This window comes from Burkholderia pyrrocinia (genome assembly GCF_003330765.1).
GTDB classification, from domain to species: domain Bacteria; phylum Pseudomonadota; class Gammaproteobacteria; order Burkholderiales; family Burkholderiaceae; genus Burkholderia; species Burkholderia pyrrocinia_B.
On record NZ_CP024903.1, the window covers coordinates 2,224,107 to 2,239,123 of the forward strand.

The window sequence follows — 15,017 nt, forward strand, 5'->3', positions numbered from 1 at the left end:
ACCCGATTGCTCGGATGGAACGGAAAGCCGCGCGCTCACGTCGCCGCGATCAACGGCGAAGCGAATACCCTGGCAGGTCGGCGATTCATGTTTGCAACACGATACGTTGCGATTCGGTCTCTTTTCATTGTCTTGTCCCCGTCTTCGATACGTCCGACCCACTGAAGCGATCGCCGGACCGACTGCACCCGCGATCGCGCTCACGGCTCGTACAGATATGCAAGGAGCGCACCATGCGTCGCGCCGCAAGGCCACACGGGCCTCCGAATGCCGTCGACGCGCATTGCGCACCGGCAAGAAGCGCGAATGTTTCGAAACTGAAACACGGACGATGACCCGCCCGATCGACGCCGGCCGGCCGGGCCTGCCATCGCGCAGTTCGGGCACGGCCCGGGCGGCCATCACGGCGTTGCATCTGCGCGCCGCCGCCGATCGACTTACAATCGCCCGACAGTGGCGGCGCACGCATGACCGAACGCGCGCGCCTGGCCTTGCATCCTTCGCGCGGCTCCCCGCCCCTGACCGGAACCCCGTACTCGACACATGTCCGACGCAAAAGACTGGCTAGATATCGACTACCGCACGCTGTTCCGGCTGCGCCCGGATCGCCGGATCGAACGAGAGAACGATCCCGACTGCTCGCCCGGGCCGCGCTTCTGGCTCGGCGGATGCGCGGACGGCAACCTGTCGGGCGTACGCGCCGACGTGCCCGACCACATTGCAGACGAACTGGCGCGCGTGGCCGACAGCGAACCGCCGTTTGCGAACCGCATGCAGCCCGTGCATCTCGAACGCTATCTCGCGATGCTCGCGCCCGTTCCGCACTGGAACGTTGGCCTCGTCTACGCACTGCCGCACGCGCTCGGTTTCGACACCGACGCGCGCATCGCGCTGATCGACGGCGACAGCGACGCAGGCCGGCAACTGCTGCAATCGCTGTCCGCGCACGGGATGCCCGAAGGCCTGTTCTCGACGGGTTTTCGAAGCGCTGCCGATCTGTGGGCGCCGTGGTGCGCGGCCATCGTCGACGGAGAAGTCGCGTCGGTCGCGTTCGCCGCGCGGCTGTCCGATATCGGTGCCGAACTGGGTCTCGCGACGGCCCCCGCGTTTCGGGGGCGCGGCCTCGCGGCGGCCGTCACCGCCGCGTGGTCGCGGCTGCCGTCGCTGCAAACGCGCACGCTGTTCTACAGCACCGACCGCGACAACCTCGCGTCGCAACGCGTGGCGTCCCGCCTCGGCCTCGCGCTGCGCGGCATGACGTTGCGGATCGCATAGCGCCGGGTTCGGCGCATGCCGCCTTCTTCCTCGTTGCGCAAACACGTTAGCATTCGGACACAGAACGCCGCGCGCGCACGAACCGGCGCGCGTTCGCTTTGCAACGCCTCCAAGGATTCGACATGACCACGCCCGCCCCCGCCGGCCCCGACGTCGCGCATCGCATCTTTTCGGCCGGGCGGCTGTCGATCGGCCTTACGCTTCCGCTGCTTCGCAGCGGCGATATCGTCGCCGACTTCAACGAACAGCTCGAACTCGCGGCGCTTGCCGATACGCTCGGCTTTCGCGCGCTGTGGATTCGCGACGTGCCGCTGAACAGCGCCGATTATCCCGACCCGGTCGGCCACCTCGACCCGTGGGTGCTGCTCGGCGCACTGGCGGCGCGCACGCGCCGGATCGCACTCGCCAGCGGCGCAATCGTGCTGCCGCTGCGTCATCCGCTGCATATCGCGAAAGGCGCGCTGTCGGTCGCGACGCTGTCGGGCGGACGCTTCATCCTCGGGCTCGGCTCCGGTGATCGGCCGCCCGAATATGCGGCCTTCGGCGTCGACGCGGAAACGCGGCGCGACCGGTACCGCGCGCACTGGGACGTCGTCGCAGCCGCACTCGATGTGCCGTCACGCGTGCTGCCCGACGCAGCGCCGCCCGACGCGCCCGAATTCACGCTGCTGCCGCGCGGCGACGACGCCGTGCCGATACTCGCGGTCGGCTCGGGCGGACAGAGCGTCGACTGGATCGCACGGCACTCGATCGGCTGGATGACGTACCACCGCGATCCGGACACGCAGCGCGCACGCTATTCGATGTGGCGCGCGGCGGTCGACCGGCTCGCGTCGCCGGACTTTCGCGCGTTCGGCGTGTCGATGCGGCTCGACCTCGCCACGCATCCCGATGCGCCGGCCACGGCGTTGCCGCTCGGCTATGCAACCGGGCGCCGCGCATTGGTCGACATCCTGCGCGACATGCGCGCGGCGGGCACGCATCACGTCACGCTGAATCCGGGATCGGACCGGCCCGTGCGCGCGGTCATCGAAGAAATCGCCGAGCACGTGCTGCCGGTTTTTCACGATGGGCAAGCGTGACTCGTCAGGAATCCGAATCCATCTGATGCGATGCGTCCGTCGCTCATGAGCGAGCGAACGCTCACGTAACGACGCGCCGCTCGCCATCGCCGGCAAGCAGGCGTTACAAGTACCTTACGACCCGACAACAACGACATGCCCATCTACCGGACTGCCTCCAGTCTGCGTCAGATACATGCGTACGCGAACGGGCCGCAAACGCCCGTGCCGCCTCGCGTATGCCCGATTCGAATATTAGTCGACGGAACTATTCGGTTCCGATCGCGATCATGTTAACTTCCGTCCATCGTTCAGCCCGGCGGGCCGCGCGCCAATGCGCGCCCGCATGCCTACTCATGCGACATTTCCTCCTCGGATGGCTGCTTGCAGCCATCGTCTCGGCCGCCCACGCGGCCGCTCCCGCACCGGCCGCTGCGTCGGCCGCCTCCGGCACCGCGCCCGCGCTGACGCCGCAACAGGCCCAGCAGGCACTCGACGTGCTCGAAAACCCGCGCGATCGCGCTCAGGTCGAAACGACGCTGCGCGCGATCGCGGCCGTCGGCGCGTTGAGCGCGCCTGCAATCGCCGCAAGCGAAGCGGCCGCAGCAAGCGGCGCGTCGGCTGCCGCGGCCCCGACCGCACTCACGTCGAACGGGCTCGCGTCGATGCTCGTCCGCCAGGGGTCGCGCTGGACCACCGAAATCGGCGGCGCGCTGAAGGAATCGCTGCGCTCACTGCTCGATGTCGGCTCGGTGGGAAGCTGGTGGCATGACAGGCTGGTGCGCGCCGACGAGCGCGCGGATCTCACGCATGCGATCTGGATCATCATCGCCGTGCTCGTGCCCGCGCTCCTCGTCGAATGGTTCGCGAAGCGGCTGCTGCGGCGCGCGCTGGCCGCGGTGGCCGCACGGCGCGCCGACACGTCGCGCCGCACCGCGCCCGATTCCGTCACACCCGACGACGACAACGCGCCGCCGCCGGACACGTCCGACCCGCCCGACGCCGCGCCAGCCTCATCGCAAGACCACGGCCACGCGCGGCGCCACACCACGCTGCTGCACCGGATGCCGCGCGCGCTCGTCAGTCTCGCGCTGCGCGCGGTGCCGCTGCTCGTGTTCGTCGGTGTCGCGAGCCTGACGATGTCGGTAATCGGCGATGCAGGCTCACCGATCGAAGCCGCGCTCGAAGCGCTGATCGACATCTACCTGATCTGCCGGCTCGTCACGATCGTCAGCCGGCTGTTCTTCCAGCCCGACGCGCGGCAATTGCGGTTGCTGCATATCAGCGATGCATGGGCCGACTTCGCGCAACGCTCGATCACGCGGATCGTGATCGTGGTCGGCGCCTGCACGGCGGCAGTCGAGATTGCCGCGAACTTCGGCCTCAGCGAGGCCGGCCATGTCGCGCTGCTGAAAGCCGTCGCGCTCGTCGGGCACGTGATGATCTCGGTTCTGATCCTCCAGTGCCGCCGGCCGGTCGCCGCGCGGATCCGCGCAGCCGGCGCGGACCGCCCGACCTTCGCGGTGGCCGGCAACGCGCTCGCGGACGCATGGGCGCCCGTCTCGGTATTCATCGTGATGGCGCTGTGGTTCGTGTGGGCGCTCGACGTCCACAATGGCTACCGCGTGCTGATCTCGCTCGGCGGCCGCTCGATCGCCGTGATGATCGCCATGCGGATGGTGTCGATCGTCGTGTTCGGTGCGCTTGCGCGGCTGTTCCAGGGCCGCGACGAAGACCGCACGCTCGTCCATCTGCACGCCTACCGCTACTACCCGCTGCTGCGCCAGATCGTGTCAGGCGCGATCGGCATCGTGACCGTCGTGCTGCTGCTGCAGATCTGGGGCGTGCCGATCTTCCGCGCGTTCGAGACCGGCACGATCGGCCACCGGCTCGCATCGGCGCTGGTGACGATCGCGATCGCGGCCATCGTCGCGCTCGTCGTCTGGGAAGCCGCGAACATCGCAATCGAACGCCGCCTGCAGCGATGGACGCACGAAGGCAATCTCGTGCGCGCGGCGCGCTTGCGAACGCTGCTGCCGATGCTGCGCTCGCTGCTGTTCGTGATGATCGCGCTCGTCGTCGTGCTGACGGGCCTCAGCGAGCTTGGCGTGAACATCGGGCCGCTCCTTGCCGGCGCCAGCATCTTCGGCGTCGCGCTCGGCTTCGGCTCGCAGAAGCTCGTGCAGGATTTCATCACCGGGATCTTCCTGCTGATGGAAAACGCGATGCAGGTGGGCGACTGGGTCACGCTCGCCGGCGTGTCGGGCACGGTCGAATACCTGTCGATCCGCACCGTGCGGCTGCGCGCGGGCGACGGGTCGCTGTACACGATCCCGTTCAGTTCGGTGACGACCGTCAACAACACGAATCGCGGGCTCGGCAACGCAGCCGTCAAGGTCAGCATCGCTTACGGCGAGGACCTCGATCGCGCGATCTCGACGCTGAAGGAAATCGGCGCCGCGTTGCGCGACGATCCGAAGTATCACGACGGCATCCTGTCGGACTTCAGCTACTGGGGCGTCGACCAGGTCGACGGCGCGGCGCTCGCGCTGGCGGGGCAAATACAGTGCACGGACTCGACGCGCTGGAGCGTGCAGCGTGAATTCAACCGGCGGATCGCGGAGACGTTCCGCGAACGCGGCATCCGGATCGCCAATCCGCAGCGCAGCCTCGTCGCATACGCGAATGGATCGCGGCCTGTCGGCAACGGCGAAAGCGACAGCCAAGACAGTAACGGCAATGCCGCCGAAACGGCTGCCCGGCCGCCGTCGCCCGGCGAACCGCAGCGCAAGCCGGGCTGACCGGCCGGCGCTGACGACGCGCCGCGCTCAACGCGCAGCGGTTTTTTTCACGCGCCGAGCGCTTTTCGCTACGGGCGTCGCCTTGCGTTTCGCCCCTCGCTTCGCACCAGCTTCAGCGCCGACGTCAAACGCATCGCGTTGCACGTGCCATTGCTCGAGCAGCACGCGCGTCTGGTCGGCGATCGTCTCGATCAGCAGCACGGCACGCTCGCCGTCGAACGCGTCCCATTCGAGCAACTGCAGCGCAGAACGCTGCGCGATGTGGAACACCGTGAGCTGCCCGAACAGGCTCAGCGCGCGCAATAGCGTGACGGGATCGTCGGCCGGCCGCCCCGAGATGCGGCCGATCAGTTCGGCGCTCACGTCGTTGAGCGGCTTGCGCATGCGCTTCATCAGGATTTCGCTCGCGCTCGCCGGCTCCTGGCCGCCCTGCTCGCGCACGAAGAACATCCGCTGGTTCATCGTCTTAGGCGCCGTGAACATCCGGTCCGACAGCGCGCGCAGCAGCCCGATGAACGCGTCGATCAGCACGTCGACGTCCGCGTCCGCATCGAGCATCGCCCACGCATGGCCGACCGCCGGCGCGAACACCTCCCAGCCATGTTCGGCGATCGTCTCCACGCACGCGCGGTAAACGCCTTCCTTGTTCTCGAAGTAGTACTGGAGCGCCGGGGCATTCACGCCGGCCATCGCGGCGATCTCGCGCGTCGATGCGCCCGCGAACCCGCGCTCGCCGAACAGCTCGATCGCCGCCTCGATGATCCGCTGGCGCGTTTCGTCGCCGCGCGCGTAGCCGCCCGCCGACGTACGGCGCAGCTTCTTCGCTTCGTTCATGCCTTCCTCGTCATTCGATCGACCGACATTCTACTTGACACAATTTTATCAACTGGAATAATTCTTCCACTTGGAATAAATTGGATACCCGCATGTCGACGACGCAAGCCCCGCCACAGAAAGCAGATCGTCAGAAAACCGAAACAACGCCGCGAACCACCCGATCGAAACGACGTATCCTGCTCGTCGCCGCCGTGCTCGCGGCAATCGGCGGCGCCGTCTGGCTCGGCCGCTGGTGGACGGTCGGCCGCTTCATCGAAAGCACCAACGACGCGTACCTGCAGGCGGACAGCATGACCGCCGCGCCGAAAGTCGCCGGCTACGTGACCGACGTCTATGTGCGCGACAACCAGGCCGTGAAAGCCGGCGATCCGCTCGTGCGGCTCGACGTCCGCCAGTACAAGGTCGCGCTCGCGCAATCGCTCGCGACTGTCGACGCCCGCCGCGCAGATATCGCGCGCGCCGAAGCCGACATCAGCCAGCAGCACGCGAATCTCGAACAGGCCGACGCGCAGGCGAAGGTGTCGCAGATCAACGCACGGCACGCGAGCGACGAATACGCACGCTATGCGCCGCTCGCGGCGACCGGCGCCGAAACGCACGAACGCGTCGCCGACCTGAAGAGCACGCGCGATCAGGCGCTCGCGACGCTCGCCGCGAACAACGCGTCGATTGCCGCCGCACGCACGCAGATCGCGTCGTTCACCGCGCAGCGCCAGCAGGCGCGCGCGCAACTCGAGGCCGCGCAGGCCAGCGCCGCGCAGGCGCAACTCGATCTCGACAACACGATCGTGCGCAGCACGCTCAGCGGCCGCGTCGGCGATCGCACGGTGCGCGTCGGCCAGTACGTGCAGCCCGGCACGCGCCTGCTGACCGTCGTGCCGGTCGACTCGATCTACCTCGTCGCGAACTTCAAGGAAACGCAGATCGGCCAGATGCGCATCGGCCAGCCCGTCGCACTGCATGTCGACGCGCTGCCGGACGGCACGCTGTCCGGCGTCGTCGACAGCTTCGCGCCCGGCACGGGCGCGCAGTTCGCGCTGCTGCCGCCGGAGAACGCGACCGGCAACTTCACGAAGATCGTCCAGCGCGTGCCGGTGCGCATCCGCCTCGCCGCGAACGCTCGCGCGCAACGCATGCTGCTGCCGGGGCTGTCGGTGACGGTCGATGTCGATACGCGTTCGGCCCGCGACGAGACGCGCCATGGCTGATACCCCCGCCACGATGCCCGCGCCGCCGCACGAAGGCCGCGCGAGCGTGACCGACTGGATCGCGGTCGCGGCCGGCGCGCTCGGCGCGCTGATGGCGACGCTCGACATCTCGATCACGAACTCCGCGCTGCCGCAGATCCAGGGCGAAATCGGCGCGACGGGCACCGAAGGCACGTGGATCTCGACCGGCTACCTGATGTCGGAAATCGTGATGATCCCGCTCGCCGCGTGGCTCACGCGCGTGTTCGGGCTGCGCAATTTCCTGCTGACGAACTCCGCACTCTTCATCGCGTTCTCGATGATGTGCGGCTGGTCGCATTCGCTCCCGATGATGATCGCCGGCCGGATCGGCCAGGGCTTCACCGGCGGTGCGCTGATCCCGACCGCGCAGACCATCATCCGCACGCGGCTGCCGCTGTCGCAGTTGCCGGTCGGGATGACGCTGTTCGGCCTGATCGTGCTGCTCGGTCCGCTGTTCGGCCCGGTGCTCGGCGGCTGGCTCGCCGAGAACGTGAACTGGAGCTGGTGCTTCTTCCTGAACCTGCCCGTGTGCCTGCTGCTGATGGCGTTGCTGGTGTTCGGGCTGCCGTCGGACCGCCCGCAATGGCGCGCGTTCTTCAACGCGGACTGGCTCGGGATCGCCGGCCTCGCGATCGGGTTGAGCTCGCTCACCGTCGTGCTCGAGGAAGGCCAGCGCGAACGCTGGTTCGAATCGCAGATGATCGTCACGCTGAGCGTCGTGTCGCTCGCCGGGATGATCCTGATCGCACTGTCGCAGCGCTTCGCGAAGCGGCCGATCATGCGGCTGTCGCTGATGCGCAACCCGCGCTACGCGAGCGTGATCGTGATCGTGTCCGCGGTCGGCGCCGGGCTGTACGGCGTGTCCTACCTGCTGCCGCAGTTCCTCGCGATCGTCGCCGGCTACAACGCGGAACAGGCCGGCGCGATCATGCTGCTGTCGGGGCTGCCGGCCTTTCTCGTGATGCCGATCCTGCCGCGCCTGCTCGGCAAGGTCGATTTCCGCATCCTCGTGATCTCGGGGCTGCTGCTGTTCTGCCTGAGCTGCATGCTCGACATCAGCCTGACCGCGCAGAGCGTCGGCCACGACTTCGTGTGGTCGCAACTGATCCGCGGCGTCGCGCAGATGCTCGCGATGATGCCGCTCAACCAGGCGTCGATGGCGGCCGTCGCGCGCGAGGACTCGGGCGATGCAGCCGGGCTCTACAACATGGCCCGCAATCTCGGCGGCTCGATCGGGCTCGCGATCATCGGCACCGTGATCGACCGGCGCACGACCTTCCATACGGCCGCGCTCCGCGAATCGGTGACCGCGAATTCGCTGATCGGGCAGGACCGGCTGTCGGCCTATGCGGCCAACTGGTTCGCGCACACCGGTGACCTCGCGTATTCGAACATGCGCGCGCTCGGCCAGCTGGCGCAGCAGATCCAGATCCAGGCCGTCGTGATGACCTATTCCGAAACCTTTTATCTGCTGGGCCTCGCACTGCTCGCCTGCGTGCCGCTCGCGCTTCTGCTGAGAACGCCGCGCGGGCCGCAGCCGATGTCGTCCGGCCATTGAACCGTCTTACGCAATGAAACCCTTCTCCCTGCCCCGCCGCCCTGCGCTCACGCTGTGCGCGACCGCGTGCCTGCTCGCCGGCTGCACGGTCGGCCCCGACTACCGCGGCGCGCCCGCCGCGCCGGATGCACCGACCTTCGTGCGCGCGCCGGCATCCGGCATCGACACCGGCGCACCCGCGCCGAGCGCGTGGTGGCACGCGCTGAACGATCGCCAGCTCGACGAGCTGATCGCCGCCGCGCTCGCGCACAACCCCGATCTGCACGCCGCGCAGGCACGATTGCGCGCATCGCGCGCGCAGCTCTCGCAACAGCGCGCGGCCCAGCTGCCGAAATCGTTGGCCACCGTCGCGGCAATCCGCATGCGCGAGCCGGACGTCAGCGCGCTCGGTTCGCTGCTGCCGTCGAACGGTTCGAACCCGTCGAGCGGCACGTCCCCGTCGCTGGGCGGCTCGGGGCCGTTGCAGCTCTATTCGGCAGGCTTCGACGCGACCTGGGAAATCGACCTGTTCGGCGGCACGCGCCGCGCGGTCGAAGCCGCGTCCGCCCAGGCGGAAGCGGTCGACGCCGATCTCGCCGATACGCAGGTGTCGATCGCGGCCGAAGTCGCGAACGCGTATGTCGACCTGCGCGACCAGCAGCAGCGTTTTGCACTGTCGCAACGCACCGCCCGGTTGCAGCAGACCATGCTCGAACTCACGCAGCAGCGCCGCGCGCGCGGCGTCGCGGCCGATGTGGACATCGAACGCCTGACGACGCAGGTCGAAACCACGCGTGCGTCGCTGATCCCTCTCGACGCGCAAGTGACGGAATCGCTCGACCGGCTCGCGATCCTGACGGGCCGCGCGCCGGGTGCGCTCGACGCGGTGCTGTCGGCACCGGACGCGCCGCTGCCGACGCTGCCGGGCAGCGTCGCGATCGGCGATCCGGCCGCGCTGCTGAAGCAGCGCCCCGACATTCGCGCGGCCGAACGCCGGTTCGCGTCGAGCAATGCGCAGATCGGCGAGCATGTCGCCGACTATTTCCCGAAGGTGACCCTGCTCGGCGATCTCGGCTTCAGCGCGACGGACCCGGGCCATCTGTTCCGCAAGCAGAACTTCACGTGGGTCGGTGCGCCATACCTGCAATGGAACATTCTCGACTTCGGGCGCACACGCGGCGCGGTGCGCGCGGCCGAAGCGTCGCGCGACGAAGCGCAAGCGAACTATCAGAAGGCGGTGCTCGGCGCGTTGCAGGACGCGAACACGGCATTGCAGCGCTACGGGCACCAGCGCGAGCACGTCGTCGCATTGACGAAGGTGCAGACGTCGGCCGTGCATTCCCGTTCGTTGATGGACGAGCGCTATCGCGCGGGCGTCGCATCGATGATCGACCTGCTCGATACGCAACGCGAAGCGCTGTCCGCGCAGCAGAACGTGATCGCCGGGCAAGCCGAGCTGATCAAGGACTACGTATCGCTGCAGAAGAGCCTCGGGCTCGGGTGGCAGGCGAACGCAGGTTGATGGTGCCTGCGCGGTACAAGGAAACGATCGCGCGTGCCGCCCGCGAACACCTGCGGATTCAGAAGAACTCGTCGAGCAGTCGATAGAAGGCGATCCGCTCCGGGTCTGGATGTTCGATCCCGTACCGCGCGAAGAAAGGCGCGAGCCGCATCATTTCGAGGTTTTCGCCGCGCACGGCACTCAGCAGCGTCCACTCCCGCCCCGCCGGCTCGGTCTTGACGAACCGGCACGATCCGTCGCGCGCATCGAGCGGGAATACAGCGCCGCGCCCATTCGTCCGAGCATTGCGAGGACCGCCGACACCCGCATTTCCGCGCCTTTCGCCCGCTCCATCGAATCTCCATCTTTCCGCATAAAAGACGCCAACTATCCAACGCAGACTCCGACCCGTCAAAGCAGGCAGTGGGCTGCCTGCGCTTCCTGGAGTCGCTATGAAGAATCAAAAACGATGCTGCTACGGCGCCGTCTGCGCGCTGGTGGCGGCAATGCTGGCGGGTTGCGGGCCCGCCGAACAGCAGGCCGCCGCACCGGCCACCCCGGTTGCGGCGATGACCCTGGCAGCCTCGCGCCTCGACGTGAGCGAAGACCTGCCGGGCCGCGTCGCGGCCGTGCGGGTCGCCGAGATCCGGCCGCAGGTCAGCGGCATCGTGCAGCGCCGGCTGTTCGAGCAAGGCACCGAAGTACGCATGGGCCAGCCGCTGTTCCAGATCAATCCGGCGCCGTTCAAGGCCGAAATGGACACGGCCGCCGCGTCGCTGCAGCGCGCGCAGGCCGCGCTCGAGCGCGCGAAGGTGCAGACGGTGCGCTTCAAGCCGCTCGTCGAGGCCGATGCGATCAGCCGCCAGGTATACGACGACGCCGTGTCGCAACGCGACCAGGCCGCCGCCGACGTCGCACAGGCCCGCGCGACGCTCGCGCGCCGCCAGCTCGACCTGAAATTCGCAACCGTGGAAGCGCCGATCGCCGGCCGCATCGACCAGGCGCTCGTGACCGAAGGTGCGCTGGTGTCGAGCAGCGACAGCCAGCCGATGGCGCGGATCCAGCAGATCGACCAGGTCTACGTGGACGTGCGCCAGCCGGCTGCATCGCTCGAATCGCTGCGCGGCGCACTCGCGGCACAGCCGGAAGCCTCGGGCAACGGCCTGCCGGTCGACGTGCTGCGCGGCGACGACACGCGCTACGACGTGAAGGGCCGCATGCTGTTCTCGGGCGTCAACGTCGACCCGGGCACCGGCGACGTGCTGCTGCGCGTGCTGGTCGACAACCCGAAGCGCCAGTTGCTGCCGGGGATGTACGTGCGTGCCCGCATTCCGCGTGCGCACTACGCGAACGCGCTGACGGTACCGCAGCAGGCGGTCGTGCGCGCAGACGGCAAACCGCAGGTGTGGGTGCTCGACGCAAAGGGGCATGCGCATCTGAAGGCCGTCGAGGTGGGCGAGCTGACGAACCGCAGCTACCGCATCCAGTCCGGCCTGCAGGCCGGCCAGAAGGTCGTCGTCGAAGGGATGGAGCGCCTGACCGACGGCGCGGCCGTGACCGCGACCGACTGGAAGTCGCCTGACGCGGCAACGACCGCGGCTGCGCGCTGAATCGAGGGGACCACTGCATCATGGCTCAATTCTTTATCCGGCGTCCGGTGTTCGCGTGGGTGATCGCCCTCTTCATCATCCTGATGGGGCTGATCGCGATCCCGCAACTGCCGATCGCACGCTATCCGACGGTCGCGCCGCCGTCCGTCACGATCTACGCCACCTATCCGGGTGCGACGCCCCAGACCATGAGCGACGGGGTGCTGAGCCTCATCGAGCGGGAACTGTCGGGCGTCAAGAACCTGCTCTACTTCGAGTCGTCGGCCGACACCTCCGGCATGGCGCAGATCACCGTGACCTTCAAGCCCGGCACGGACCCGGCGCTCGCGCAGGTCGACGTGCAGAACAAGATCAAGGCCGTCGAGCCGCGCCTGCCATCTGCGGTGCGCCAGAACGGCCTGATCGTTGAATCGGCGTCGTCCGGCTTCCTGATGTTCGTCAGCCTCCAGTCCGCCAACGGCCGCTTCAGCGAAGCCGAACTCAGCGACTACATGGCGCGCAACATCGTCGAGGAACTGCGGCGAACCGAAGGGGTCGGGCGCGTGCAGTTGTTCGGTTCCGAGCGCGCGATGCGCATCTGGGTCGATCCGAACAAGCTGATCACCTATGGCCTGTCGATGACCGACCTGACCGCCGCGGTCGCGCAGCAGAACGTGCAGATCTCGCCGGGCAGCCTCGGCGCGTCGCCGGCGCTGCCGGGCCAGCGGGTCACCGTGCCGCTGACCGCCCAGGGCCAGTTGACGACACCCGAGCAGTTCGCCGCAATCGTGCTGCGCGCCAACGCCAACGGCTCGAAGGTCGTGCTGGGCGACGTCGCGCGCGTCGAACTGGGCTCGCAGTCCTACACCTACCTGAGCCGCCAGGGCGGCAAGCCCGCGACCTTCGCGGCCGTGCAACTGTCGTCGGGCGCGAATGCGGTCAAGACCGCCGACGCGCTGCGCACGCGCCTCGCGGAACTGAGCAAGTCGATGCCGTCCGGCATGAGCTACTCGATTCCGTTCGACACCTCACCGTTCGTCAAGATCTCGATCGAGAAGGTGCTGCACACGCTGCTCGAAGCCATGGTGCTGGTGTTCCTCGTGATGTACCTGTTTCTGCAGAACGTCCGCTACACGCTGATTCCGGCCATCGTCGCGCCGGTGGCGCTGCTCGGCACCTTCACGGTGATGCTGGCGACCGGCTTCTCGATCAACGTGCTGACCATGTTCGGCATGGTGCTCGCGATCGGCATCATCGTCGACGATGCCATCGTGGTCGTCGAGAACGTCGAGCGCCTGATGGCGGAGGAAGGCCTGTCGCCGAAGGAGGCGACGATCAAGGCGATGAAGGAGATCACCGGCGCGATCATCGGCATCACGCTGGTGCTGACCGCCGTGTTCATTCCGATGGGGCTCGCGAGCGGCTCGGTCGGCGTGATCTACCAGCAGTTCACGCTGTCGATGGCGGTCTCGATCCTGTTCTCGGCGCTGCTCGCGCTGACGCTGACGCCCGCCCTGTGCGCAACGATGCTCAAGCCGCTCGAACCCGGCCATCACGAGAAGCGCGGCTTCTTCGGCTGGTTCAACCGCCGCTTCGATCGCCTGACGCAATGGTACGAAACCCGCGTCGGCCGGCTGGTCGGCCGCACGGGCCGCGTCATGCTGCTGTTCGTCGCGATCTGCGGCGCGCTCGTGATCGGGTTCCGCACGCTGCCGTCGTCGTTCCTGCCCGAGGAAGACCAGGGCTACTTCATCACCAGCTTCCTGATGCCCGCGGATTCGACGACCGAACGCACGATCGACGTCGTCAAGACGCTCGAGAAGCATCTCGAGTCGCGGCCGTCGATCAAGTCGAACGTCTCGGTGATCGGCTACGGCTTCTCCGGATCGGGGCCGAACGCGGCGCTGAACTTCAGCGTGTTGAAGGACTGGGACGCGCGCAACGGCGCGACCGCCTATGACGAATCGATGCGTGCACAACAGGCGATGTCCGGCGTGACCGAGGGGATGGTGATGAGCTTGATGCCGCCCGCGATCGACGAACTAGGCAACAGCTCGGGCTTCACGATGCGACTGCAGGATCGCGCGAACCAGGGCACCGCGGCGCTCAAGGCCGCCGAAACGAAGCTGCTCGAACTCGCGGCGCAAAGCAAGATCGTCACCGGCGTCTACCCGGACAGCCTGCCGCCGGGCACCAGCATCCGTCTGGAAATCGATCGGCAGAAAGCCGAAGCGCTCGGCGTGTCGTTCGCGAGCATCAGCGACACGCTGTCGGCCGCGATGGGCTCGACCTACGTGAACGACTTCCCGAACGCGGGCCGCATGCAGCAGGTAATCATCCAGGCCGACGCGCCGTCGCGGATGCAGATCGACAACGTGATGAAGCTCTACGTGCGCAACACGGGCGGCGGCATGGTGCCGCTGTCCGAAGTGGTCCGCCCCGTGTGGGCCGAGACGCCGCTGCAGATGGTGCGCTTCAAGGGCTACCCGTCCGCGCGCATCTCGGGCACCGCCGCGCCCGGCTACTCGAGCGGGGCCGCCATGATCGAGATGGAACGTCTTGCCGCGCAACTGCCCCCGGGCTTCGCGGTCGAGTGGACCGGCCAGTCGCTGCAGGAACGCCAGTCGGCGTCGCAAGCGCCGATGCTGATGGTGCTGTCGATGATCGTCGTGTTCCTGGTGCTCGCCGCGCTGTATGAAAGCTGGTCGATCCCGCTGTCGGTGATGCTGGTGGTGCCGCTCGGCCTGGTCGGCGCGATCGGCGCGGTGCTGCTGCGCGGCTTGCCGAACGACGTGTTCTTCAAGGTCGGGATGATCACCGTGATCGGCCTGTCCGCGAAGAACGCGATCCTGATCGTCGAGTTCGCGAAGCAGTTGCGCGAGGAAGGCAAGGGGCTCATCGAAGCAGCCGTGCAATCGTCGAAGCTGCGCCTGCGCCCGATCCTGATGACCTCGCTTGCGTTCGGCCTCGGCGTGGTGCCGCTGATGATCGCGACCGGCGCGAGCGCCGAAACGCAGCACGCGATCGGCACCGGCGTGTTCGGCGGCATGGTGGCTGCCACGGTGCTGGCCATTTTCTTCGTTCCTGTTTTCTTTGTGTTCGTGATGAGTATCCAGGAGCGCATCGGCGCATGGCGGGCCTCCCGCAAGCAGCCCGCCGCCCCGATTCACGGACAAGAAGGTTGATG

General features: G+C 67.7%; 9 protein-coding genes. 8 read left to right on the forward strand and 1 reads right to left on the reverse strand.

Annotated elements, in window-relative coordinates; translation table 11 throughout:
• Positions 1 to 543 precede the first annotated feature (543 nt).
• The 3 genes from CUJ89_RS27685 to CUJ89_RS27695 all read left to right on the forward strand — a co-directional run bounded on the left by CUJ89_RS27685 (position 544) and on the right by CUJ89_RS27695 (position 5,137).
• On the forward strand, positions 544 to 1,275 hold the full coding sequence (locus CUJ89_RS27685) for a GNAT family N-acetyltransferase (protein WP_114180502.1): 732 nt from the start codon (positions 544 to 546) through the stop codon (positions 1,273 to 1,275).
• A gap of 122 nt (positions 1,276 to 1,397) precedes the next feature.
• Positions 1,398 to 2,357 carry an LLM class oxidoreductase gene (locus CUJ89_RS27690; RefSeq protein WP_114180503.1) on the forward strand — a complete coding sequence of 320 codons (960 nt, stop codon included), beginning with the start codon at positions 1,398 to 1,400 and terminating at the stop codon, positions 2,355 to 2,357.
• A 335-nt stretch (positions 2,358 to 2,692) separates the two neighbouring features.
• Positions 2,693 to 5,137, forward strand: coding sequence for a mechanosensitive ion channel family protein (locus tag CUJ89_RS27695; RefSeq protein WP_114180504.1), 2,445 nt, complete (start codon positions 2,693 to 2,695; stop codon positions 5,135 to 5,137).
• A 27-nt stretch (positions 5,138 to 5,164) separates the two neighbouring features.
• Here CUJ89_RS27695 and CUJ89_RS27700 read toward each other — a convergent pair whose 3' ends face one another.
• Positions 5,165 to 5,971 (reverse strand): CerR family C-terminal domain-containing protein, encoded by an 807-nt coding sequence (locus CUJ89_RS27700; RefSeq protein WP_114180505.1) that lies wholly within the window; start codon positions 5,969 to 5,971, stop codon positions 5,165 to 5,167.
• Positions 5,972 to 6,063: 92 nt separating this feature from the next.
• On the opposite strand from CUJ89_RS27700, the gene CUJ89_RS27705 reads away from it, so the two are divergent.
• The 5 genes from CUJ89_RS27705 (at position 6,064) to CUJ89_RS27730 (ending at position 15,015) form a co-directional block, all read left to right on the forward strand.
• Entirely contained in the window at positions 6,064 to 7,182 is a 1,119-nt protein-coding gene (locus CUJ89_RS27705; protein WP_114180506.1) for an HlyD family secretion protein, read from the forward strand.
• On the forward strand, positions 7,175 to 8,761 hold the full coding sequence (locus tag CUJ89_RS27710; RefSeq protein ID WP_114180507.1) for an MDR family MFS transporter: 1,587 nt from the start codon (positions 7,175 to 7,177) through the stop codon (positions 8,759 to 8,761). Before CUJ89_RS27705 ends, CUJ89_RS27710 begins: the two co-directional genes overlap by 8 nt.
• A gap of 13 nt (positions 8,762 to 8,774) precedes the next feature.
• Complete coding sequence (locus CUJ89_RS27715) at positions 8,775 to 10,262, forward strand: efflux transporter outer membrane subunit (protein WP_114180508.1); 1,488 nt, start codon at positions 8,775 to 8,777, stop codon at positions 10,260 to 10,262.
• Between the two features lie 431 nt (positions 10,263 to 10,693).
• Complete coding sequence (locus CUJ89_RS27725; protein WP_114180509.1) at positions 10,694 to 11,851, forward strand: efflux RND transporter periplasmic adaptor subunit; 1,158 nt, start codon at positions 10,694 to 10,696, stop codon at positions 11,849 to 11,851.
• A gap of 20 nt (positions 11,852 to 11,871) precedes the next feature.
• Entirely contained in the window at positions 11,872 to 15,015 is a 3,144-nt protein-coding gene (locus tag CUJ89_RS27730; RefSeq protein ID WP_114180510.1) for an efflux RND transporter permease subunit, read from the forward strand.
• Positions 15,016 to 15,017: the final 2 nt, after the last annotated feature.